The sequence below is a fragment of the Pseudomonas frederiksbergensis genome (assembly GCF_003732275.1).
Lineage (GTDB): Bacteria > Pseudomonadota > Gammaproteobacteria > Pseudomonadales > Pseudomonadaceae > Aquipseudomonas > Aquipseudomonas frederiksbergensis_H.
The window spans coordinates 494,376-516,606 of sequence record NZ_MOBM01000012.1; the positions used below are offsets into that span (position 1 = coordinate 494,376).

The 22,231-nt window shown below is 54.2% G+C and carries 19 protein-coding genes and 3 pseudogenes; 7 read left to right on the forward strand and 15 right to left on the reverse strand.

Features of this window, described 5'->3' with window-relative positions; translation table 11 throughout:
- Positions 1-115 precede the first annotated feature (115 nt).
- From BK662_RS10320 to BK662_RS10335, 4 genes are all read right to left on the reverse strand, one after another.
- Positions 116-1,873, reverse strand: coding sequence for a UvrD-helicase domain-containing protein (locus BK662_RS10320; RefSeq protein ID WP_123357958.1), 1,758 nt, complete (start codon positions 1,871-1,873; stop codon positions 116-118).
- On the reverse strand, positions 1,866-3,938 hold the full coding sequence (locus BK662_RS10325) for an ATP-dependent nuclease (RefSeq protein ID WP_123358135.1): 2,073 nt from the start codon (positions 3,936-3,938) through the stop codon (positions 1,866-1,868). Before BK662_RS10325 ends, BK662_RS10320 begins: the two co-directional genes overlap by 8 nt.
- Before the next feature lie 373 nt (positions 3,939-4,311).
- Positions 4,312-4,632, reverse strand: coding sequence for an immunity protein CdiI family protein (locus BK662_RS10330; protein ID WP_221179099.1), 321 nt, complete (start codon positions 4,630-4,632; stop codon positions 4,312-4,314).
- A gap of 201 nt (positions 4,633-4,833) precedes the next feature.
- The gene (locus BK662_RS10335; protein WP_123357959.1) at positions 4,834-6,393 is read right to left on the reverse strand and encodes an MFS transporter; all 1,560 of its coding nucleotides are present in this window, start codon (positions 6,391-6,393) and stop codon (positions 4,834-4,836) included.
- A 143-nt stretch (positions 6,394-6,536) separates the two neighbouring features.
- On the opposite strand from BK662_RS10335, the gene BK662_RS10340 reads away from it, so the two are divergent.
- From BK662_RS10340 to BK662_RS10350, 3 genes are all read left to right on the forward strand, one after another.
- Positions 6,537-7,460 carry a LysR family transcriptional regulator gene (locus BK662_RS10340; RefSeq protein WP_123357960.1) on the forward strand — a complete coding sequence of 308 codons (924 nt, stop codon included), beginning with the start codon at positions 6,537-6,539 and terminating at the stop codon, positions 7,458-7,460.
- Positions 7,461-7,658: 198 nt separating this feature from the next.
- Positions 7,659-8,036: a c-type cytochrome gene (locus BK662_RS10345; protein ID WP_123358137.1), complete on the forward strand. Its 378-nt coding sequence runs from the start codon at positions 7,659-7,661 to the stop codon at positions 8,034-8,036.
- 181 nt (positions 8,037-8,217) lie between these two features.
- On the forward strand, positions 8,218-9,249 hold the full coding sequence (locus tag BK662_RS10350) for an IS110 family RNA-guided transposase (RefSeq protein WP_123357961.1): 1,032 nt from the start codon (positions 8,218-8,220) through the stop codon (positions 9,247-9,249).
- A gap of 278 nt (positions 9,250-9,527) precedes the next feature.
- On the opposite strand, the gene blaOXA is transcribed toward BK662_RS10350, so the two are convergent.
- Positions 9,528-10,349 carry a class D beta-lactamase gene (gene blaOXA / locus BK662_RS10355; protein ID WP_259695892.1) on the reverse strand — a complete coding sequence of 274 codons (822 nt, stop codon included), beginning with the start codon at positions 10,347-10,349 and terminating at the stop codon, positions 9,528-9,530.
- 385 nt (positions 10,350-10,734) lie between these two features.
- Here blaOXA and BK662_RS10360 point away from each other — a divergent pair, with 385 nt between their 5' ends.
- Together BK662_RS10360 and BK662_RS35190 are read left to right on the forward strand one after the other, a co-directional pair.
- On the forward strand, positions 10,735-11,217 hold the full coding sequence (locus BK662_RS10360) for a GNAT family N-acetyltransferase (protein ID WP_123357962.1): 483 nt from the start codon (positions 10,735-10,737) through the stop codon (positions 11,215-11,217).
- Positions 11,218-11,470: 253 nt separating this feature from the next.
- A pseudogene (locus tag BK662_RS35190) lies at positions 11,471-11,625 on the forward strand (cytochrome c); the annotation flags it as partial.
- A gap of 479 nt (positions 11,626-12,104) precedes the next feature.
- Here the strand turns inward: BK662_RS35190 and BK662_RS10370 are convergent.
- Entirely contained in the window at positions 12,105-13,535 is a 1,431-nt protein-coding gene (locus BK662_RS10370) for an IS1182 family transposase (RefSeq protein ID WP_123357963.1), read from the reverse strand.
- 228 nt (positions 13,536-13,763) lie between these two features.
- Here BK662_RS10370 and dapF point away from each other — a divergent pair, with 228 nt between their 5' ends.
- Entirely contained in the window at positions 13,764-14,579 is an 816-nt protein-coding gene (gene dapF / locus BK662_RS10375) for a diaminopimelate epimerase (protein ID WP_123357964.1), read from the forward strand.
- 581 nt (positions 14,580-15,160) lie between these two features.
- On the opposite strand, the gene BK662_RS10380 is transcribed toward dapF, so the two are convergent.
- Positions 15,161-15,679: a cysteine hydrolase family protein gene (locus BK662_RS10380; protein ID WP_123357965.1), complete on the reverse strand. Its 519-nt coding sequence runs from the start codon at positions 15,677-15,679 to the stop codon at positions 15,161-15,163.
- 556 nt (positions 15,680-16,235) lie between these two features.
- On the opposite strand from BK662_RS10380, the gene BK662_RS10385 reads away from it, so the two are divergent.
- A complete protein-coding gene (locus BK662_RS10385; RefSeq protein ID WP_123357966.1) occupies positions 16,236-16,844 on the forward strand; it encodes an RBBP9/YdeN family alpha/beta hydrolase in 609 nt (202 codons plus the stop codon).
- Between the two features lie 234 nt (positions 16,845-17,078).
- Here BK662_RS10385 and tnpC read toward each other — a convergent pair whose 3' ends face one another.
- From tnpC to BK662_RS35210, 8 genes and pseudogenes are all read right to left on the reverse strand, one after another.
- A complete protein-coding gene (gene tnpC, locus BK662_RS10390; protein WP_123357967.1) occupies positions 17,079-18,626 on the reverse strand; it encodes an IS66 family transposase in 1,548 nt (515 codons plus the stop codon).
- Between the two features lie 61 nt (positions 18,627-18,687).
- Complete coding sequence (tnpB, locus tag BK662_RS35195) at positions 18,688-19,023, reverse strand: IS66 family insertion sequence element accessory protein TnpB (RefSeq protein WP_123357968.1); 336 nt, start codon at positions 19,021-19,023, stop codon at positions 18,688-18,690.
- Positions 19,020-19,352, reverse strand: a complete 333-nt coding sequence (gene tnpA, locus BK662_RS10400) for an IS66-like element accessory protein TnpA (protein WP_259695893.1) — start codon at positions 19,350-19,352, stop codon at positions 19,020-19,022. Before tnpA ends, tnpB begins: the two co-directional genes overlap by 4 nt.
- A 108-nt stretch (positions 19,353-19,460) precedes the next feature.
- A complete protein-coding gene (locus tag BK662_RS35200; RefSeq protein ID WP_311196281.1) occupies positions 19,461-20,036 on the reverse strand; it encodes an MFS transporter in 576 nt (191 codons plus the stop codon).
- Positions 20,037-20,076: 40 nt separating this feature from the next.
- A complete protein-coding gene (locus BK662_RS35205) occupies positions 20,077-20,670 on the reverse strand; it encodes an MFS transporter (protein ID WP_259695894.1) in 594 nt (197 codons plus the stop codon).
- Positions 20,671-20,747: 77 nt separating this feature from the next.
- A complete protein-coding gene (locus BK662_RS10415) occupies positions 20,748-21,506 on the reverse strand; it encodes a LysR family transcriptional regulator (protein WP_375538987.1) in 759 nt (252 codons plus the stop codon).
- Between the two features lie 9 nt (positions 21,507-21,515).
- A pseudogene (locus tag BK662_RS35810) lies at positions 21,516-21,632 on the reverse strand (helix-turn-helix domain-containing protein); the annotation flags it as partial.
- Between the two features lie 381 nt (positions 21,633-22,013).
- Positions 22,014-22,133, reverse strand: a pseudogene (locus tag BK662_RS35210) (GNAT family N-acetyltransferase); the annotation flags it as partial.
- Positions 22,134-22,231 lie beyond the last annotated feature (98 nt).

The following is a 22,231-nucleotide window of genomic DNA, read 5'->3' on the forward strand; positions in this document are numbered from 1 at the left end:
GTCTTGCGAAATATCAACACCTGGAGACATATTTTGGAAGACTACAAGCCGAAGGAAGGAAATAGGAATGACATGCCTGAGAATGCCGTGCGTGGTGTTGGGCACAATACCTCTTTCAGTTACCCGGCTCTGGGGGCAGCTCAATAACGAATTCGTCGCCGAACCAAGCTGTAATCTGCCGCAGCGCATTTGGACTGAGCAGTTGGGTAAACAATAGTGCCAAACGTATCTTTGGACGTGAGCACGCCACGTAGAAGAGGTTGCGATTGTTTTCAAATCGCGCACGCTTATCCGCAGGAGGCCCAGCCTCACACCATTCGAGCATTTCAGCGAAGTTGTACTCGTTCCAGCCGCGTCCTAGGACAACGACCACGTTCTCAAACTCAGCTCCCTTGACCCCATGCTTGGTCGCGAAGGGCGTGTGCCCATCGATGAACTCATCAAGTGCTATCAATTCACGATAAGGCACCCCCCGCAACTTTCGCAGCTGCGTAACCCTCCGAGGTTCTTCGTCACTCACCTCTTCCCCAGCAGCCTCCAACCTTTGTTCGTTCCGCACCACGGCATCGGGCAATTGCATTTGGGGCACCCTGCGGAGGTGATCAATTACGTCGCCAATGGTTCCTGTCAGCCTCAGCTCGTCCAGTGTGTCCATGGCTTCGACCCACGCCACTTTATCGTCATGCTGGCGGATTGTTGGACGGTCACTCGCCAAGTGTTTGAACATTTCGCCAAAACGGCGCTGAGCGTATGCCGCGCAAGCGGGTTCAAGATGATCAGTAAGGTACTTTATGTGCGGATCTTCCTTTTTTAACCACGACTCATTGAACCGCCCAAAGATTGGTGGAATGGACTCGTAGCCCTGCTCCCGGGCAATGCCGCTATGGTTGAGGATCAAAATCTTGGTTTTCTTGGGAGAGAAGTCCCATCCTTCAGCGATGAGCTGCGCTTTCAGGTATGAAAAATATGCACGTGCAGCATCGGGGCTAGTATCACCTTTCCAATGCCCACCACCCTGTCCTGTTCGTCTAACGCCAGGCCAACCATTGGTGTGAAACACACGAGCCTCACCGATCAATTCGGGGTCACTCACCATCTGAAGTAATTCCGGCCGCATGTGATTGAGCACGTCGACAATACGAGAGGCAGATCGGAAATTCGCGTTTTTGTCGATCACCTGAAGAGCTTCATGTTCGACCAAACCACAGCCTGAACCGTAGATTTTTTGCCAATGATCCCCAAAGAGACCAATCAATGGCCCCTCTGCACGATCCAAAAACCATGACCGTAACGCTTCGAAGAATTGCTCATCCGTGTCCTGATACTCGTCGATGAACAAAATGGGATATCGCGAGGTGATCACCGCCCTGAATTTCTGCGACGGTAACGCTTGAATCATCAAAGTGAGCACATCTTCATGCCGAATCAAGACTTCTTCGTCAGAGACCCTAGGGATGCCCATTTCGTAATGGATTCGTCTCCCGCCTATGCCTCCCAGAGGTTCAAAGCGCTCTCGCCAAAAGTCTTGGCCACTGAGGAAGGTCCGGAGCGAGGTCTGAAAATCCTTGAGAACAGACCAGCAGAAGCCATGCACCGTCTCTGCTCGGATCGCAGGGTGGGCCTGAAAACGAGAGATGATTTCGTCTTTCGCAACGTTGGTATAGGTGATGCAGGCAATCTGCTGCCCCTGACGGACCAAGGCAGTTCCCCTACGTTCGATCAGAAGGCTCAGAGCCTTCTCCAGAGAGTACGTTTTGCCCGCACCTGCTCCGGCTTCGAGTCGAAAACTTTGGCCTTCGTCGAGACATGCGAACATGCATTCTAGTGCTTGTCGACCGGCAATATCTGCTGGGCTCTCCTGACGGTTAGGCATCACCATTGCCTCTTTCAGCGGCTATTACTTGGCCGGCAGCCTCTGCGACGACGGCCATTGCTTGGACAGCTACCTGCGCATCGACGACCGGAGCGCCAACGGCTAACCACCGCAATCCTTCTGCGATATATCGAGGCACCGCCCAATTCGTATCCTCAATCGCATATTTCAGAGCGAACTCAGATTTTTTCTGATCAGCCGCATGCCCATAAGCCAAAAACGCTGCATCACCTTGGCCTAAATCAAATCGGCCCAGATTTGCCAGAATGAAGGCGTCCTCAAAACTCCTGCCCGATGGTCCATCGGCCACCTCAGGTACCTGGTACGCCAGACGCCTAGCTCCCTTCGTCTTCTCCGCCGACGTTTTTGCAAGCAGTTGCGTCGGAGAGATGTTGGGTTCAAACCAGTCCTTGAGGCATCCATTGCTGGTGAACTGACCTTCTGCTACGGGACAAGCTTTTCGTTTGTTGTCCGCGTTTGGCTTAACGGAATCGATATCCGTCACAATCAGGGTACGCAGCTCCAAGAAGGAGAGAAGGTCGTGAAACCGGTGCGCATACGCCCCACCAACTTCCATCACAGTCACGTATTGACTCGCAAGCTTGGGCTCGCCGACCGCGGCTGCGTCAGTTTTGGCAATCATGGTCGGCAGAAGCAGACGCTCAGATGTGCCTTCAATCAAGATTGCCTTGTCTGCAAAGAACAGATCACAGCGCGTGAGCGTGAGGTACTGGTACAGAAAATCTCTATCCGGCAGGGACACGCCACCCATCCCCTGCCTGAGGTCCTTGATTTTGGACTGCCGGATACCGTGCTCATCGGCCGCTGACAAGAAGTAACGCATGGTTTCAAAGCGCGCCTCGTTGGCCATATGCGGAGAGTGAGTGGAAATCACAAACTGCACTGGCCATGGCCGACTGTCGTTCAGCTGCTTCTCAAACTCCCCTTTGATCAGATGGAGCTGACGGATGAAGACTTCCTGCATCTGGGGATGCAAGTGTGCTTCAGGCTCTTCGATGAAAATGAGGTGGACACTTGCCGCTGCTGGCGTTGCCTGGAACTCCCTGAAAAATTTCAGCAACTGAAGAAGGATGTATACCAGGTTGCGGACGCCTAAACCGTTGTAGCTCTCCGGCAAAGTCAGTCCATTTACGCCCCGATACCTAACCTGCGTATGGTCTTTAAGCAGCCGCTCGACATCAAAGGTCGTGACGGTAGTAAGGCCGGGATCATCGAGCCCCGGGTATCCAAACAGCTCGAATGTCGGGAGTAGGGATGTCAGGCCGGCATTGAAGCCGTCATGAAGATCCTTCTGAATTTTTTCAACGGCACCGTGAAGTTGTTCAGCGGTTGTGCGCTTTTGAGGATCAGTCGGATCCGTCAAGGCCGACTGGAAAAGCACCTCAACCACTTTGCCAAGAACATCGCGTTCCCGATGGGTGTCATCGTCCAGTCCGCGTTGCGCATTGATGAATCCTCCGCGGATCAGGGTGGTGAGAGATCTGAGTTCAAGATCCTTTCGATTCGTGGGGTCGTTAGGGTCGACAGCTTCAAGTCGAGCCTCGTAAGACGATGCTAGGCGTACCTTGATCAGGTTAAAAAACGCAGATCGCTCAAATTGTTCATCTCCGGGCAGCGGAATTACCTCGAACAATGAATCCAAAGCTGTAGGCTTCGGCCCATACGTGAGGACGATGCGCGCACACGAACAATCTGGATCAAGATCCACAATGCACTCGCTGAGCGAACCCAGATCCGGCGCGTTGATGTCGTAAGAAATGTCCAGCGTGACTTGGACAGCTGGAAGCATGGCTGCGACGTCGGCACGGGGAACACCATTATGCAACGCATCAAATGCTGTCCAAAACCGCTCGTGGCAGCCGAGGGAAAAGTCCTCTAATTTGAAAGAGGGCGCCCTGTCCGAGAGCAACCGACGAAACACCTCGGCAATAGACGTTTTGCCACAATTGTTCCGCCCGACAATCAAAGTGGTTCCAGCTTCAAGCCCAAGACTGACGTCTTGAAGCAACCTGAAATTCTGAATTTCAACGCGCTCGATCTGCATGATGTCCCTACCGTGAAATCGTATGGCCATCAATGTAGATGCAAACGCAGAGTAGTCAATACCGACTCAAAAATGCACTCTGACGTCGACGATTAAAGTTCTCCCGGCCCCAACCACACCCACTGGCAGTACTCCACGGAGCAGGTTACTCCGTAGTTTGAATAGAACGACCTGCGGAAGCATCATAGCGGCTCTCAACCGGAAGACCCGAATCCTGGCTTGCCGCTAGCGGATAACCGTCCGCTTCGGTTCGGTTGCCGTCCTTCGCGACAGGCAAAAAACGGCCATTTGCGGCCTGTCGCGAAGGTAGGATGCCGATCTATAGCTGCATCCTTTCGTTATCAGAATTAGGTCGAAGGCTAACACCGACAAGCTAAAGTTTTTCGTACACCACCTCGAATTCTTCACCCAATTCCTGTTGGATGGATTTCAGTAATTTAGCGGCAGCCTCGTCAAATCTTGCGTAATCGTCTGCATTCCAAGGGCCGGGATCAGGTGGGTAATCCCAGTTCAGCGAGGTGTCATGCCACTGTGAAAGCTCGTTAAGCATTGCTTTGACTTCGTCACTGAGTGGTAGCCTCTCTTCAATAGGCCCTACAGAAAATTTATCCCGTGCAATATTATTTCCACACCAAAGGCAACCGCCGCCCCATTCGAACATTAAGCGAACACGATAGCGTTCTGCCCTCATCATTATTGGGCTCCAATTTTTTGTGGGTACATGGTGTGCACAATAGGCTGGCAAAGATATCCACGCTAGGCCAGCGACTGTTATGACAGGCAGCTTAGGGTCGTTTTCAGCCCTTTGTCACAGGCAGTAATCGGCCAATACCCGCTAGAATCAGCGGCGTGAAGTGTGTGTTGGGAGACATCAGGCATGCCTCCAAAGCGGCTTTCAGGTACCCGATGAGAGACGGGCGACATCGGGCGTGGATTCGGCACCAACGCAAATCTCGCTTTGACGTCCCAGGAATAGAAAGACCACGGCGGCAGTGAACAGCGTGAACATCGCCAGCAGTTGCAACAAGGTGTTGAATCCTGCGGTGTAGGCCAAGCGCAGCATCGTCAACGGGATTTGGCTGGCGTCGGTACTCGCGTGCTGGATATCACCCATCACCAGGCGTTGCGCGATAGTTGAATAGTCAACAGCGGACAGTTTGACCGAGTCACTGATGCTCAGATGGTGTGCGACCAGGGCCGTCAGCACCGCAACAGTGATTGCCAGGGCGACACCTTCGCTGGCCACTCGCGTCGTGTTGAAAATACCGGCGGCCATCCCAGCCCGTTCCATAGGGATCACGCTGATCGACAAACCATCCATCAAGCCCCAAGGCAGGCCTGTACCGATACCGGTCAACAGCATGGCCGCGATGATCTGCGCGTGCGCGCCGACCGGGATCTCACTCAGCCAGTAGAGCCCGGCAGCTGCGATCACGAAGCCGATTGCGCAGAGTACGCCTGCCGACAACCAGCGAGTCAGCGACGCGGCAATGATCGGGACAATCAGCATCGGGGCAGAGAGTGCCAACATCATCAGCCCCGCTTCAAAGGCACTGGCCCCTTCCACGCCGATAAACCGAAACGGCAACAACACAATCAAGACGATGTAGCAATAGCAGGTGCCGATCGGCAGGATCTGTACACCGACAAAGCGCGGAAACAGAAATAGCCCCAGTTCCAGCATCGGATGTTTTGCCCGATTCTCAACAATGATAAACAGCAGCAAAAAGACCGCCGACGTTCCAAGCAGTGCATGGATGACCGGCGAGCCCCAGCCTTGCTCAGGTGCCAGGATCACCGCCGTGGTGAAGGTGATCAACAGGCCGGAAAACGTCAGCACGCCGGGTGTATCCAGACGCTGTGCTTGCGGGTCGCGGCTTTCTCGCATTTTCGGCAGGGCAAATATCAAGGAAAGAATGGCGAGCAGGGCCGTGAAAAGGAAAATTGCGCGCCAGCCCATGTACTCGATCAGCAACCCCGATAACAACGGACCGAAGGCCAGGCCAACCCCGAAAGTGGTGCCCAGAAGGCTGAAAGCACGCGTCCTGGTATGCCCATCAAACTCCTGTGCCAATGCCGCCGATCCGCTGGCCAGGGCTGCCGCCGCGGCAATGCCCTGCACGCCGCGCAACAGGTCCAGCCAGAAAATATCGGGAACCACCGCCAACAGGGTCGACACCAATGCAAACAACGCCATGCCGCACATGAACAGGCGCTTGCGTCCGTAGAGGTCAGCGAGGGTGCCGGCGGCCATCAGTAGGCTGCCGAAGCTAAGCATGAAGGCATTGGTGATCCAGGCCAGTTCCGTGGGTAGGGCATCAAAAGTTTGACCAATGAACGGCGTAGCCACTGCCCCGCCGGTAAAACTCATGGGTAATACCAAGGCTGCCAGGCAAATTGCAGCCAAGATGGAGTGCCGACCATGGGCCGGCAGCGGTTCGGTAGCTGAGTTCATTAGGTGATTCCCTGCATATCTATGAAGTATCCGTGCTGTCCAGGCCGAGGCGCGCGATCGTTCGTACACTCTAGTTAGGATACAATCGAAGATAAACGGGCTTCTATTCCACTTATAGCGAACCAAAAGGATGTAATTGAGTTGTGGACAGTCTTAGTGGGGTGATCTCATTCGTAAAAACCGCCGAGGCGCTCAGTTTCATCAACGCCGCCAGGGCGTTGGGGATTTCTGCCTCGGCCGTGGGCAAAAACGTCGCCAAACTTGAGGCTTCGCTGAATGTGCGGTTATTGCACCGCAGCACCCGCAAAGTCAGCCTGACCGCGGAGGGACAGTTGTTCTATGAACGCTGCCGCAAGATCCTCGACGATCTTCAAGATGCCCGGGCGATGCTTTCCCATGCCACACAGGAACCCCGTGGAAAGTTACGCGTCAGCTTGCCCACCATCGGTTATCGCTTTCTCTTGCCCCATATGGCGCGGTTTCGCAAAGCCTACCCGGAGATTGAGCTGGAACTGGACTTCAACGACCAGTTGGTGGATGTGATCGATGAAGGCTTTGACGTGGTGATTCGCAGCGGCGGGCAGGCCGACTCCAAGCTGATGGCCCGCAAGCTGGGGCCTTTTAAGTTTGTCCTGTGCGCATCGCCTGACTATTTGCAGCGTAAGGGACGGCCCGTCACTATCAGTGACCTGGAGCATCACGAGTGCTTGCGTTACCGATTTGTCACGACGGGTAAAATAATGGACTGGAGTATGTCTTCAGCCCCCCAGTTCACGCAGTTGCGCCTGCCAACCGCTCTGACATTGAACAATATGGAAGCCATGCTGATGGCCGTGGTGGATGGGCACGGTATCGCATTTGTCCCGGACTTCCTGGCGCGCGAAGCTATCGCCCAGGGGCACCTGGAAACGGTGCTCGACGGTCACAGCGAAGATCAAGGGCAGTTCTGGGCGTTGTGGCCGTCCAGTCGCCATCTTTCACCGAAGATCCGCGTATTCGTGGACTTTGCTGCCGAGCATCTGTTTGCCATCCCTTCCGTCGACAGACCAACTGTAACTCGCTCATGAAGCCGGTAATCGCTGACCGTCCGTTGTGGGTCGATTTCGGTCAGTCGACAGGCAACAATCGGCCAATAGCGGTCACTGGGATGCGCCTAGAAAACGAGTTGATTCTGGGCATCAGAAATGACTGTATTTGCCGACACGATGGCTGATATCTTTCCCGCGCACCAAATCGTGTCCAACCCATCAAGGAAGATAAAGACAATGAAAATATTACTCATTGCTTCGCTAGGAGTTTTGTCGCTAATTCAAACATCACTATCCTTCGCGGATAATGTTAATGGAAAAAATCTCTATTTACAGCGATGCACCATGTGCCACGGAATAGATCTCAAAGCAACAGGGCCATTGGCTAATAAAAGCAATCCTCCTACACCTGATCTAACAACATCCGCCTTTAGAAAACGATTAAATGATTATCCGGGCGTAATTGTATCATCGATAATACTTCGACCCAATGGAGACTTGATTCCAAAAACTTTGCGAGAGAATGGTGTAAAGCTATCGCCGTACTCATGGAGGATTAAAGATTTGCGCGATTTGAATCAATACATGGGTGGTGTGATTTCAAAAAACCGATGATTTTTGAGATGAGAGGTAGGCACAGAAATCTAAAAGCTATTTCAGGTTTGAGGGCTTGTGGGGCAATGCCGGTGAGCCAATCCACAGCCAAAAGCAATGGGATGGACTCCTCCTCACCTCGGCATCTTGAGTGCCAGACTGACGGTGCGAACCACAGTCAATAGTGAGAAGGAGTCCACACATGAAGCTTATGCGCATTGGGGTCGACTTGGCCAAGAACGTGTTTCAGATTCACGGCGTGGATCGTCATGAGCAGCCCGTCTGGCGGCAGCGTTTACCGCGCGATCGCTGGCTTCAAGCGGTGCTGGAGAAGATCGAGCCCGGCTGTGAGATCGGCATGGAAAGTTGTGGCGGTGCGCACCATTGGGCGCGGCAGCTACAGGCACGTGGATATCGGGTAAGGCTGATCGCGCCGCAGTTCGTCAAACCATACGTCAAGAGTAACAAGAACGATGCCAACGATGCCGAGGCAATCTGTGAGGCGATGAGCCGCCCCAGCATGCGCTTCGTCGCCGTCAAGACCATCGAACAACAGGATATCCAGGCGACGCATCGCATCCGGGCCGGCTTAATCGAACAGCGGACGGCCAAAGCCAATCAGATTCGTGGGCTGATCGCCGAGTACGGCCTCGTTGCGCCGAAGGAATTACTGATGCTGCGTCGCGCAATACCATGCTGGCTAGAAGATGCAGATAACGGTTTGACGGCACGCTTTCGTCGTCTGCTGAATGGCTTGTGGAATGACCTGCACGCACTTGATGAGCGCGTAAGCGAACTCGATGGCGAGATATCTGCGATCGCGGCAAGTGAGCCAACGGCGGTCCGTTTGCAACAGCTGCGTGGCGTCGGCCCGATGATTGCCACCGCGCTGGTTGCTGCCATCGGTGATGCCAGTCAGTTTGCCAACGGCCGACAACTGGCCGCCTCATTAGGGCTGACGCCAAAGCAACACAGCTCTGGCGGCAAGGATCGACTGCTTGGCATTAGCAAACGTGGGGATGCTTATCTGCGAACGCTGATGATCCATGGTGCGCGGTCGGCACTGCGTACCGCCAAGTCCAAAGACGATCGACTCAGCCAGTGGGGCGTCCGTTTAGCCGAGCGCTCACATCCCAATGTGGCCGCTATTGCTTTGGCGAACAAAACTGCACGCATGGCTTGGGCGATGCTGCGCAACGGCACTGATTACCAACCGGATCGGGCTGCGGCCTGACCCATTCATCCCGGGAGAAACCCCACACACCACGATTGCGAAGCAACCCGAGCAATGGCAAACCGGTCGAACCGGCGTCGGCAAAACCCTTTAATGTCCAGGTGCGTAAAGCACGTAAAAGCGATTGGGAGCTGACGCGCGAATAGCCCATCATGGCCCTGCATCAAAACGATGCCGCAGTAAGAGGCCGAATATACGTGTGCAGTCGGCACGGGCGCCAAAGTAAAGGAGGCTTGCAACGAGGAGGAGTCCATATACGGTGCTCCGCCCGCCGCGTTTCATTCATCTGACTTCACTAGCGAGCTCGCTAGCTGAGGCCATTGCTCTATCAACGCATCGCGTACTCGTAGTCCTGCGGGTACGGGTTGCGCTTGGTCGTCTTGAACCAGACGGGCGAAAACCAGCGAATGCTCATCCTTGGTCGCCCAACCGATAAACCAGCCGTAGCCATGGGCCTCATCGCTGCTACCGTTCCCCATTCGAGGAAAGGCCGTGCCTGTTTTGCCGTGAACATCCCAACCGTCGGGCCGTTGGGCGATTTGCGAAATCCGACTCGTCATATCAAAGGCATGTGGGCTCACTGGTAATTGGCGATTCACCAGTCTCTTCAAAAAAGTGATTTGCTCTTGAGGGGAGATCTTCAAAGAGGAACTGATCCAGGCACGATCAAGGCCATTATTTTTTTCGGGATCACCAGACAGGTCGGTATTTCCGTAATCGAATGACTCGGTATATCGCTTGACCGCAGCCTCTCCAAGCGCATGAGTGACGCGCTGAGAGAACCACACCACGGAATACTGAAACCATCGAACTGCATCTGTAGGCTCCAGCCAAGCAGCTCCGCCCCAATCAGGATCACCGGGATGATATGGCAACGTTGGAGAATGTTCATCTTGCAAAAAGGCTGCGTCGAAGCCCATCAGGCTTATCGCGATTTTGAATGTTGAGGCGGGGGTCACTCGATTGTTGCAATCACCCTCTTGCAGCAAAACATCACCGCTTTTTGCGTCAGCCACAATGGTGCAGATAGTCCCGGCCCGTGCTGCTGAAATACTGAATCCCAGAATCATTAAACCCAACGCAACGCTGCGCATAAACATGCATTCTATTCCTTTAGTAGGTGCCCCATGAGCCCTGCCCGCGTGGGCGACGCAACTCATCCGTTCGAGCGAATTTTACCTGAAGGCGCTGCATCAATGTCAGTTTTGGGTCCAGGCTGTGTAAAAGCCCAGGCACCGTTTAAAGTCTGCGTTGCTACGTAAAACTTGGCAGTCCCTGGTTAACCAGCAGACCTGAAATTTGCGTAGGACCGCGATTATCGTTCTGGTTCTGAATCTCGGCCCTGCGCCAATAAGTTTTTACATAGCCTCGGTCGTCGCGACAGTCAGAAACCGGCCAATAGCAGCCGTTGGAATATCCTCTCTGATATGAGACAAAGGCGGGAGCCATTCGGGTCATCCATACAATCAAGGAGCGTTCCACATCATGGACGAAGCAATTATTTACCGAACCGCGACCGTAGAAGACGCATTGAGAATGTGTGAGTTAGGACAATTGCTCAACGACGTACACCACGCCGCCCGTCCCGATATTTACGCCCCGGCCACCCAAAACTTTTCGCGCGACCTTCCTCACTGGTCAGCCCTTTTTGAGAAACAGGGTCATGTGGTATTCATTGCAGATGTCGGACTTCAAGCTGCGGCGTTTATTACCGCCAGCCTATCGTCAAGCTCAGGGCCGCTAATGCAACCGCTGAAAGTTGTTCGCATCGGTTCGGTGTGTGTAGCCGAACAATTTTGGGGAAAAGGCATTGGACGCAGTCTGATTCAGCTCGTGAAAAACTGGGCTACCACAAATGATGCCCAAGACTTGAGGTTGACTGTTTGGCCGTTTAATTCGCGTGCCGCGCGTATGTATACAGAATTTGGGTTTGAGACTCGTGCCTACGAAATGGGAATGCGTTTGTAGGGATGAAGGTTCAAGCGAACTCTGCATGATCGTTCGAGACTGACAGCTTTATAACGGCCAGAAGCGGTCACTGGGATGCGCCTAGAAAACGAGTTGATTCAATGGGCATCAGAAATGACTGTGTGTGCCGACACGATGGCTGATATCTTTCCCGCGCACCTAATCGCGTCCAATCGACGCTGATCCCATCAAGGAAGATAAAAACAATGAAAACAGTGCTCGGCGCCCTGCTCCTTATCTGCCTAAACATACCGTTATTGTATCATCGATAATACTTCGTCCAATGGAGACTTGATTCCAAGAACTTTGCAAGAGAATGGTGTAAAGCTATCGCCGTACTCTTGGAGGATTAAGGATTTGCGCGATTTAAATCAATACATGAGTGGTGTGATTTCAAAAAATCGATGATTTTGAGATGAGAGGTGGGCAGATGCATCACACCCTCTCCACGCTTCACCATCAGGTACTGGCCGTGGGCGCTCTGTGGGATGACGATGCAAGAAACGTCAAGCCAGTCTTGCGCCTGGCCGTGGCGCGAAAACGAAGACCGTGGTTTGAGGGCTTGTGGGGAAATCTAAGAGCCATTTCAGGTTTGAGGGCTTGTGGGGTAATGCCGGTGAGCCAGTCGACCTCTCGCGGGCACATCGCTAATGAACAATCTCGGATTAATACAAGTTCGGGCGGCTCTCCGCATCTAGCAGCAATCGGCTGCGGTCGTGACAGGTAACGGCCCAGAGTGTGTAAAAACGCTAGATCCCGTTTCGATCTTCAAGGCTGAGCGGCTGTCCGGCTTCGTAGCCTGATCAAGGCACGATGTCCCTTCCTGATGAGCTAAACCGCCCCAGCAACGCGCCAGATCATCGGGATACGTAAAAACAGGCCGGGTTTTAGGCCGTTAGCGCCTTCATCAAGTGATGGGTACCGATGATTTTCATGACCCGTTTCAAGTTGTAGGCGAGCACATTCAAGCTCATCTCCGTACTCACCCCGGCCAGCTTTCGCGTCAGGAAGTGCGTCGCACCCATCCATTGTTTGGGCGTCCCGAAGGGATGCTCAACAGTCCGTTTTCGGACTCGCATCATCTCTGGTGCTTTGCTCAGCCGAAGCTGCATCTCCTCCAATACGTCTTCATGCTCCCAGCGTCGAACTCGTCGTTCTGTGCTCGGTGTGCACTGCAATTTCAACGCGCAGCCCTGGCATTTCGAACTCCAGTAACGATGCAGCTTCAGGCCTTTTTCAACGTAGGAGTAGTGCCAGATCAGCGCCTCTCCAGCCGGGCAAATGTATTCGTTTTTTGCCGGGTCATAGACGAAGGCATCATTGTTGAAACGCCCGTCAGCCTTGGCTCCAGAGGTCATCGGCTTGGGCACATAGGTGGTGATGCCTGCATCGTGACAAGCCAGGATTTTCTCGCTTTTGAAGTAACCTCGGTCAGCCACCACCGACAACGTATCTGATGCCATCGCCTCGCGGGCCTGCTTGGCCATTGAGCTGAGTTGATCGCGGTCGGAACCGACGTTGGTCACCTCATGCGCAACGATCAAATGGTGCTGCGTATCGACCGCTGTCTGCACGTTGTAGCCAACGATTCCCGTGCCGCGCGTCATCATGGAGCGGCTGTCTGGATCGGTCAGTGAGACCTGTTTATCCGGCGATTCATTGAGCTGGATTTCGATCGCCTGAAGCTCTTTCATTTGAGTTTTGAGCTTGGCGATTTTCTCTTCCAGCCGCACGGCACTGGGCTCGGAAGCTGTGGGTTCTTGCCGATCGGTAGCATCGAGTGCCGTCAGGTAACGGTTGATGCTCGATTCAATTTCTTCCATGCGCCGTTTCAGTTTGGCGCTGGTGAAATTGCGGTCGCGGTTGTTGACTGCCTTGAACTTGCTGCCATCGATGGCGACCAGATGTTCTCCGAACAGTCCCAACTGCTGACACAGCACAACGAACTGGCGACAGACGCCTCTGATGGCTTTGCTGTTGTCTTTTCGGAAGTTGGCGATCGTCTTGAAGTCCGGCATCAAACGCCCGGTCAACCACATCAGTTCGACATTGCGTTGGGCTTCTCGCTCCAAACGTCGGCTCGACTGGATGCGGTAGAGATAGCCGTAGATGTAGATCTTCAGGAGGATCGCGGGGTGGTAAGCAGGCCGGCCAGTATCGGCTGGAGTGGCACCTTCAAAACCCAGATTGACCAGGTCCAGTTCGTCGACGAAGACGTCGACTACGCGCACTGGATTGGTATCGCTGACGTAGTCGTCGAGACTCTCGGGAAGTAAGGTGCCTTGGCCTCGATGTTCACCTTGGATAAAGCGCTTCATAGGCGATCCCTGCGATGAAATCCTCAAAAATCATAGCAAGTGTTCGCGAAAGCGTTTTTACACACTCTGGGCCAAAAGCAGCCGGTGACGAATCAAACACAACGATGCGTCCAGTCTGCCAAACACATTCGCCTCATGAGTTTTCACACAGCTTGCAAAAGTCATGCGAATAGGGATAGATCGCTTTAAAACGTCAACTCATCCCTTGTCTCGCCGCCAGGTCTATTTATGCCGCTGAGCTTTCATAAAATGCACGCCAATGGCGATGATTTCGTTATCGTGGACTCGCGAAACTCACCCAATCCAATCACAAGCAATATGGCTCGGCGAATGGGAGATCGGAACCGAGGAGTCGGCTTCAATCAACTCGCGGTGGTGCTCGACTGCGATGATGCAGATGCGCGTTTGATGTTCTGGAATGCAGATGGCTCAACGCTGGACGCTTGCGGCAGCGCAACGCGGGGGGCCGCGGATATGCTGATGCGCGAATCCAATACGACTTCGGTCGCACTGCGAACCAACCGTGGCCTGCTGACTTGCGAACGAACTTCAACCGGTGCCATTTCTGTAAACATGGGAAAGCCGCTTTTGGGCTGGTCGGATATTCCTCTGGCTCTGGAAATGGATACTTCAATGTTGCCACTTGCCGGTGACCCAACAGCTTGCAGCATGGGAAATCCGCACTGCACCTATTTTGTGGATGATCTGACAGCAGTTGAGATTGCGACGATTGGACCGACAATTGAAACCAACCCATTGTTTCCCCTCAGGACGAATGTGCATTTCGTCCAGATCATTGACCGAGAGCACATCCGGTTGCGTATTTGGGAGCGTGGGGGTGGTATTCCGCTGGGTTCAGGCTCCTGCTCTTGTGGCGCCGCGGTTAACGGAATTCGTCGTGGCTTGTTAGCCAATTCCGTTGAGGTTGAATGTGACGGCGGAGCTGTAACGGTTCAATGGGATGGCGTGGGATCAGTCTTTCTCACCGGGCCGGTAGAGACGACTTTTTCAGGAGTAATCGCGGATACTCTGTTGAAAGCCTGATTTTCAGGTAGGCCGCTATCGGCCCAGGCTGTGTAAAAACGCAGGCACCGATTTTAAGCCCGCGTTGCTACGTAAAATCTGCCCGTGCTTGGTGAAGTAGCGGAGCTGAAATTTGCGTAGGAACGGGATTTTCGCTCTGCTTCTGACCGTCAAACCAGCTCTAAAACGTTTTTACACAGCCTCGGCCAAAAGCAATGGGATGGACTCCTCCTCACTTCGGCATCTTGAGTGCCAGACTGAAAGTGCGAACCACAGTCAACGGTGAGAAGGAGTCCACACATGAAGCTTACGTGTGGCAGCAGCTCCGTAATTTCACTCGTCTGCCGACGCAGCGGGCGAGTCAGATTATCGATCTGCTGCCACATAAGTGGGCTCGTTAGTAGGCGTTCCGGCAATACATCTTGCGGCCCATCACCAAGTGTGACGGTGTGCGTAGCCTGATACACAGAGCCTCGGCCAATTTTTCATCAATAAAATCGACCCATAGCAGACACTTAACGTCTCATTTAAGACGTGCGGGAATGTCGTATGGTGCCCGTGCCTACGGCAAGTCATGCGCACTCCCGCACTTTCGGGCTCTGCTAGAAGCTCCACTCCTCAGCCCGAACTAGCTGGCAAAACGGCCCGTCAAGAGTTGCGTTGTGATGAGCGACGATCTCCTCAGCTTTCATCACTGGCGTGTCTGAACAGGTATGGCCTTCGGCGATGAGTACCACATCGAAGCCAATATCACGAGCAGCACGGCAGGTGCTGTCGACGCAGTATTGAGTTTTCATCCCAGTGACTACCACACCGGTAGCGCCGCAAGAGCGCAAATTGTCAGCTAGGTCGGTCATTTCAAAGGCATTGGGCCGCCGTTTTTCGAACACCACTTCTCCACCCAGCAGCTTCAGTTCCTGTGCAACCATCGTAAGCGGGCTGCCTGGTTCGATTGGAGATCCAGCGGGCCCGATGTGGCGCGCGAGAAAAATCGGAGCGCCTGCGCTGCGTGCCTTGTCCATCAGGGTATTCAGTGTTTCCAACAACTCTTCGCAGCGCCATAGTTTTTCCGGGCCGTGAACAAGCCCGACTTGGATATCGAGTATCAACAGGGCGTACATGGGTGCATCTCCTTGCGTTTGAGCCAGCGACACAAGGGCATAAAAAAGGCCCTGTCCATCGCTGGCGGGCCTTTAAAGTTCGTCTGCTATTGGCTCACGAAACCTCGCACGCTCCGCTTTCAGCGGTCGTGGTGGTGGTAGTCGAGATGAGGCAATAGGTAGTCATGGATCGACACTAGCAATATTGCAACGAGCTGACAAGCCAGGATCCTAGAGTGAGTGCTTTTGGCAGATGGGGTAGGGCAAGTTTACGGAAATCAGGTCTTGTGTCACTCATGCGAAATTGCACCTCACTTGACCACCCGTTTGCATCGCATTTGACCAGCCATTTGCAACGGAGTGACCAGCACGGGTCGTGGTCATTACCGGCCACGAACTGCCATCAGCCCTCGATTACAACCGCATTGCAGATGGCCGCTATTGGACGTATACCGACGACTCGCGTTGCTGGGAATTATCCAGATCGCTCAATTTCTCAGCCGTGACATCCGCGCCGGCCGACAGCAGAAAGTGTAGTATCAGCGGCCGATCAATCCGCTGATTTCTGATACCCAATATGCATGCAGTCAACAGAACATCGAACCGCTATGACGGTAAACACATTGTAATTGTGCATGGTTATACTGCCTCGCCCAATGTGAACTGGTTTCCTTGGTTGGCGGAGGTGCTACGGGCGCAAGGCGCGCGAGTTAGCATTCCAGCTATGCCTGATTCGTTCAATCCCGATCCAATAAAGTGGGCATTGGCGTTGCAGCAATCACTGCCAGCAGCCGACACAAACACAATCCTCATAGGGCATAGTCTTGGATGCATCACTGCTCTACGGCATTTGTTGTCCTTACCCGCACACACCCTAGCTGGCGGAGTCTTGCTGGTCTCCGGCTTCGATAGAACGGTGTCTACGTTGCCAGAACTACACGCCTTCACAGATGCACCGCTAGACCACGCGGAGGTTTGCCGTCGTACACAGAAAATCATCTCGCTGTTTTCCGACAACGATTCAATTGTTGACCCGACAGCATCGATCGAACTTTCCCGCAATCTCAACGCCGAGCAACAAGTCGTTAGTGGCGGCGGACATTTTCTCGATCGCGAGGGATTTGTACAGTTTCCAGAAGTACATACGGCTATTGCGAGGCTTCTTGAGCACGAGACACAGGTTTAGCCGCTGGGGTATCCCAGTCAGTGTTTGCGTTCGCCGAAGACATTCGACAGCTGCCTTGGAATGAGAAACGGAGATTCGCATGGGAGTTCTGTGAACCTGCTCAGGATCGTTATCTGCCGGCCGTCACTACGGCGTCTGCTGGTCAGGTCGAATGCAAGCGGTTGGTCAGCACAAGTGCAATTGACTGGTCAGTGGCAATGCAAATGGGTGGTCAAGTCCATGCAGTTACGTAACTCAGGCAGGCTGCCATTTATGCGGCAGCAACTGGTCTATTTCACTCGCCCGCTGCGTCGGCAGACACGTGAGAACATCCTTCAGGTAAATATACGGATCATGCCCGTTGAGACGCGCCGATTGGATCAAACTCATGATCGCCGCCGCCCGTTTGCCGCTACGCAACGACCCTGCGAAGAGCCAGTTCTTGCGTCCAAGAGCCCATGGTCGGATCTGGTTCTCGCACCAGTTATTATCAATGGGTACAGCCCCGTTATCGAGGTAGCGCGACAGCGCTGCCCAGCGTTTCAGGCTGTAATCCAGCGCTCTGCTGATAGCCGAACCTTCAGGCACAAGGTCGCGCTGGGCGATCATCCAAGCATGCAGCCTCTCCACCACCGGTACGGCTTTTTCTTGCCGTATTCGACGGCGTAAATCCGGTTCCAGGTCGCGGACTTCGCTCTCGATTTCGTAAAGCAACTGGATGTAGCGCAGGGCCTGCTCGGCGAGCATGCTCTTGTTGGTGGCGTGCAGTTCGAAGAACTTGCGCCGCGCATGGGCCATACAGCCGATCTCGCTCACACCGAGTTCAAAACTGGCTTTGTAACCGCCAAAATCATCACAGACCAGCTTGCCCTTCCAGTCTTTCAGGAAGTTGCGAGCATGCTCTCCGGCACGGCTGGGGCTGAAGTCATAAACCACCGCTGCCAAGTCCGAGAACTGGCTGGTGGCATAGGCCCAAACATAAGAACGGTGGGTTTTCTTCGAGCCGGGAGCAAGCATCTGTACGGGTGTTTCATCGGCGTGGATGACTTGCTGCCCAAGCACCACGTCGCGCAGCGCGTCGACCAGAGGCTGTAACTGCACGCCAGTCATGCCAACCCATTGAGCCAAAGTTGAACGTGGAATTGCCAAGCCGGCACGACCGAAAATCGATTCCTGACGGTACAGCGGCAGATGGTCGGCAAACTTGGCGATCATGACGTGGGCCAGCAACCCGGCGGTCGGGATGCCTTTGTTGATGACCTGCGCCGGAACCGGTGCCTGGATCAGGGTTTCGCAGTCATCACATACCCATTTGCCACGGACATGGCGCTCGACGGTAAATACGCCGGGCGTGTAGTCCAGCTTCTCGCTGACGTCCTCACCGATGCGTTTGAGTGCGCAGCCACATTGGCAGTGAGTGTTGTCCGGTTCGTGATGGATCAACGTGCGTGGAAACTCTGCCGGCAACGCAGTGCGCTTAGGTTTTTGCTTTTTCTCGATCGGCGATGGAGCGGTTTGCAAAGCTTGAAGCTCAGCTTCAATCGCCGCGATATCGGTATCTATCAGGTCATCGAGCAAGCTGGCCTGCTGCGGATTCAACTGCTCGCTGCGCTTGGCAAACTTCAAGCGCTTGAGTTGCGCGATCTCGTGGGTCAGCTTCTCGATAACCGTTTGGTCGCGGTGGATCTTCTTGCCCATTGTCTCGACTGTCTGATCGAGACTCTCCACACGCTGCATCAACTGCGCTGCCAGAGCGCGCAGTTGTTCAGGAGTAAGGTGGTCGAGATTGGGGAGCGAAGTCATGGCGCCGATTTTGCCAGAGCAGGCAGTTCGCGGCGATAGACCGATAGGCTAATGGCAGCCGTTAAAGCAGTGTGATCGCGCCGCCAGACCCCACGCGCTGCCAAGGCAGGCCCAGCACCAAGACCTGAAGTTGCTCAGTATCCAACTGTATTTCAGAGCCATGGCGAATGCTTGGCCAGTGGAACTTGCCTTGGTTCAACCGGCGAGTAGCCAGCCAGATGCCGAAACCGTCATGCACCAGAACTTTCATACGAGTGGCGCGGCGGTTGGCGAATAGATAAGCACAGTGCGGCTTCGCCGCACCGAACACCGCGATCACTCTGGCCAACGCGGTCTCGGTGCCAGCACGCATGTCCATCGGCTCGGTGGCGAGCCAGATGGAGTCGATGCGAATCATCGCAGCAGGTCTCGAAGAAAGGTCGCGCACGCAGAAGCACTTTCAGTTGGCCAGTTCACCTTGACGGTGCCACGCGGGTGCTGGATCTCAACGCAGATAGTCGACGATGCAGCTTGCGAATTTACTCCGGCCAGTTGCATGGGTAACGGAATAAACGCAGGTTGCAGCGCCGTGCTTTTCTGCGCTTGTACCCGAATCCATTTATGGACGAGGTTTGCGTTGAGGCTATGGCTGAGCGCGATGCTGGCAATAGAAGCGCCTGGCTGGGCACACTCTTGAATGACTTGGGCCTTGAAGGACTTGGAGTAGGAACGGCGTTGTGGCTGCATGAAATACCCGCTTAAAAGGCTAGAACTGGTGACCACTTAAATTTAAGTGCACACCATGTCGTGGCTTTGCGGGGCTGGGTAGATGACTTGGCCGGACGGATACGCTCGTTAAGCCTCGCCGTGTGTACGAGTTTGACTTTGCTTAGGGACGTGCCTCCAAAGCTGCATGAGCGCCAAAGAAGCAAGACTCGCGATAATGAGCGCAAGTGAGCTTATTCTAATGCTCAGCCCCCAAAAGTCGATCAAGTAACCTGTTATCACCGGGATCGCCCCAGCGGGCACATACCCCCCCATGTTGAACACTGCGTTGGCTTCGGCTCTGCGCTGCGCAGGCACGCGGTCAGCAATAAGGGTCAGTCCACCTAACTGGCCCAAGCCTTGACCGGCGCCTGCCAACAGAGCGGAAACGATCAGCCATGGAGCGGAACCGGTTTCTAGCGCGATCCACACGAAAATCATTGAAAAGACAGTACCGATCCCGCTAAGCGAAAACACGGTACGGCTGCTGTATCGCTTCGCCGCAAACTGCACGCCCACGGCGACGAGGAACATGGAAAAGGCCATACAACCCGTGACAAGGGGACTGTTCACGCCTAGAAAAGTCGCTATCAGCTTGGGGCCGAGCGAGAGGATGAATGATGTCGAAGTTATCCCAGGGCCGAAGAACGCTATCCCTAACAGCACGATGCCGAAACTTTGCTTAGCAACGGTGGGCAAGCGCGGTTTAAACGAACCCCCCCCCAAGCTTCAGGTTCTTCTGATTAAGCAGCGCCACGAGCGCCACGCACAAAATCACAATCTCAATTCGGAAGACTGTGTGGATCGGGTTTGGAAAATATTGCGCCACGCCCCCCGCCAATAACGGCCCGGTGCCTGCTCCGGCCACCATTGCGACAGACGCCATTAGCGAAGCAAAGTGCTTACGATGCGGCTGAGCATGCTCAACAACATTCGCCATCCCCCCAGATACAACGAGGCCAACCGAAACGCCTGTGAGAAAGCGTGCGAGCATCAAGACGCCCATGCTGTTGGCCTGGTCGAAAAGAATCGCTGCGACGATAGCAAGCCCCACACAGGGCAGGAGGAGTGCTTTGCGCCCGTAGTGGTCGGACAACTGCCCCGCGACGGTGAGAGTAAGAAGGAGGCCGATGATGTAGCAGGCAAATATCACGGTCAGCACCCCGGATGTGAAGCCGAGGGATTGCTGCCAAGAGCTGTAGAGCGGCGTAGCCGCATTCGACAGTATAAAGATCGCGGTCACGATCCACGCTGTGCGGTACACAGCCATTGAGCTTTGTTGGGGATGGGTACTGCTCATTGGTGAATAGCCTCTATCTTCAGCCAGAAATTCAAATTCTGACTAGGGTAGAGATATGCCAGGTGACGGCCTATTCGCTAAAACCACAAACGGGATGTGAAAAAATTCACGGCTCCTGCGCCAGCGTTTAGCCCCTCCATGAGGAAATCCAAGACTGCTCGGATTTTTAGAGAGCTGCGGAGATCTTCATGAAACGCGAGCCAGATGGGCAGTTCCAGCGGTGTGTGATCCACATCAACGGTAACCCTCGCCAGCCCATACTCAATGCCTAAAAAATCTGGCAGGAAAACTATGCCAGCATTACCTACGGCAGCTAATGCCTGGATGCGCAGGTCATTGCTGGTGACGGAGAGCGGCCGTCCACCCAGCCGATCCAGGAGCCATTGCTGCTGTATCGAATCGTCCATGCTACGGTCGTAGCCTATGAACTCGAACTGTTCAGGTTCACGTTGATGGATGTAGTCCTTGCTAGCATGAGGGTAAAAACGCAAGGAGCCGAGGCTTTTGGCGACGACGCTCTGTTCTTCCGGCCTGCTGAAGGTAATGGCAATATCGGTTTCTTTCCTTGCCAACGAAGCGGCGGACTTAGCTCCAACGAGCCTGAGCTGTAACCGGGGATATCGCTCGCGCAATACTCCGAGCCGCCGAGCTACCAAAGTTCCGAGGTACGCAGGAGGTGCGGACAAGATTACCTCACCCTCAATGCGACTTTCTTCCCCGTCAGCGAATCGCCTGAGTGCAAGTGACGCAGACTCCATCTGCGCTGCATATTCACCTACCCTCACACCATCCTCGGTCAGCTGGTAAACACGGCCCCTACGATCTACCAGCTTCATGTTCAAAGAGGCTTCGAGGGCAGCTATTCGGCGAACCACAGTCGCGTGCTCCACCCCCAGCGAACGTGCCGCAGCGGCTAAGGAGCCCTCATGAACAAAGGCAAAGAAAAAACGGAGGCTATCCAGTCGAGCATATTAATCATCAGGTGTGGTTACGAGAGGCTTTTCAGCAAGCTATAAGCCTAGCTTACCGAGTAATCAGGGGACACTGCCGCATAACGGTTGGACTCAAGGTCGTCCCACGTTATTGGCCCTCAAGAACCTCCTATGCGATGACAGCAGTCACGACGAACATGGCATGTTCAGTCCCCCGAGGCTTTTAGAGCAACGGGCAAGTTCGCGGCTGACATGGGCACACCTGTCTTACCGTCATCGCTCAGAAGTCGGCTTCACTGCTCGCCACGCTCACGTCCATGTGCGCTTAAGGGATCGCTTCCAGCAACCCGACGTTGCGATTGCGCTTTCAACCCAGTTAAGGTCAGTTTCATACGCAAGGTGTATTGCACAGACGCTTACGTCGAAGCGTTGGGAGATCGCGGTAATCAGCTGCGTTTCCGTTAGCGGGAAGTGCGCCTTCGGAAACATGAAAAACAACTCTTGAGCGTTCTGAGGAAAGCCGCAGATCATTTTAACGTCGCTAGCCTTTACCGTATGCGTCCGGGCATCCCGTCTTGCGTAGATAAACCGGTTGCCACCTATGTGGCAGCAGTTACGCAATATCACTC

Coding starts and splice junctions, on each gene's coding strand:
- BK662_RS10320 (WP_123357958.1), bottom strand. CDS start 1,873: ATGCCTAACCGTCAGGAGAGCCCAGCAGATATTGCCGGTCGACAAGCA.
- BK662_RS10325 (WP_123358135.1), bottom strand. CDS start 3,938: ATGCAGATCGAGCGCGTTGAAATTCAGAATTTCAGGTTGCTTCAAGAC.
- BK662_RS10330 (WP_221179099.1), bottom strand. CDS start 4,632: ATGATGAGGGCAGAACGCTATCGTGTTCGCTTAATGTTCGAATGGGGC.
- BK662_RS10335 (WP_123357959.1), bottom strand. CDS start 6,393: ATGAACTCAGCTACCGAACCGCTGCCGGCCCATGGTCGGCACTCCATC.
- BK662_RS10345 (WP_123358137.1), top strand. CDS start 7,659: ATGAAAATATTACTCATTGCTTCGCTAGGAGTTTTGTCGCTAATTCAA.
- BK662_RS10350 (WP_123357961.1), top strand. CDS start 8,218: ATGAAGCTTATGCGCATTGGGGTCGACTTGGCCAAGAACGTGTTTCAG.
- blaOXA (WP_259695892.1), bottom strand. CDS start 10,349: ATGTTTATGCGCAGCGTTGCGTTGGGTTTAATGATTCTGGGATTCAGT.
- BK662_RS10360 (WP_123357962.1), top strand. CDS start 10,735: ATGGACGAAGCAATTATTTACCGAACCGCGACCGTAGAAGACGCATTG.
- BK662_RS10370 (WP_123357963.1), bottom strand. CDS start 13,535: ATGAAGCGCTTTATCCAAGGTGAACATCGAGGCCAAGGCACCTTACTT.
- dapF (WP_123357964.1), top strand. CDS start 13,764: ATGCCGCTGAGCTTTCATAAAATGCACGCCAATGGCGATGATTTCGTT.
- BK662_RS10380 (WP_123357965.1), bottom strand. CDS start 15,679: ATGTACGCCCTGTTGATACTCGATATCCAAGTCGGGCTTGTTCACGGC.
- BK662_RS10385 (WP_123357966.1), top strand. CDS start 16,236: ATGCATGCAGTCAACAGAACATCGAACCGCTATGACGGTAAACACATT.
- tnpC (WP_123357967.1), bottom strand. CDS start 18,626: ATGACTTCGCTCCCCAATCTCGACCACCTTACTCCTGAACAACTGCGC.
- tnpB (WP_123357968.1), bottom strand. CDS start 19,023: ATGATTCGCATCGACTCCATCTGGCTCGCCACCGAGCCGATGGACATG.
- tnpA (WP_259695893.1), bottom strand. CDS start 19,352: ATGCAGCCACAACGCCGTTCCTACTCCAAGTCCTTCAAGGCCCAAGTC.
- BK662_RS35205 (WP_259695894.1), bottom strand. CDS start 20,670: ATGAGCAGTACCCATCCCCAACAAAGCTCAATGGCTGTGTACCGCACA.
- BK662_RS10415 (WP_375538987.1), bottom strand. CDS start 21,506: ATGAAGCTGGTAGATCGTAGGGGCCGTGTTTACCAGCTGACCGAGGAT.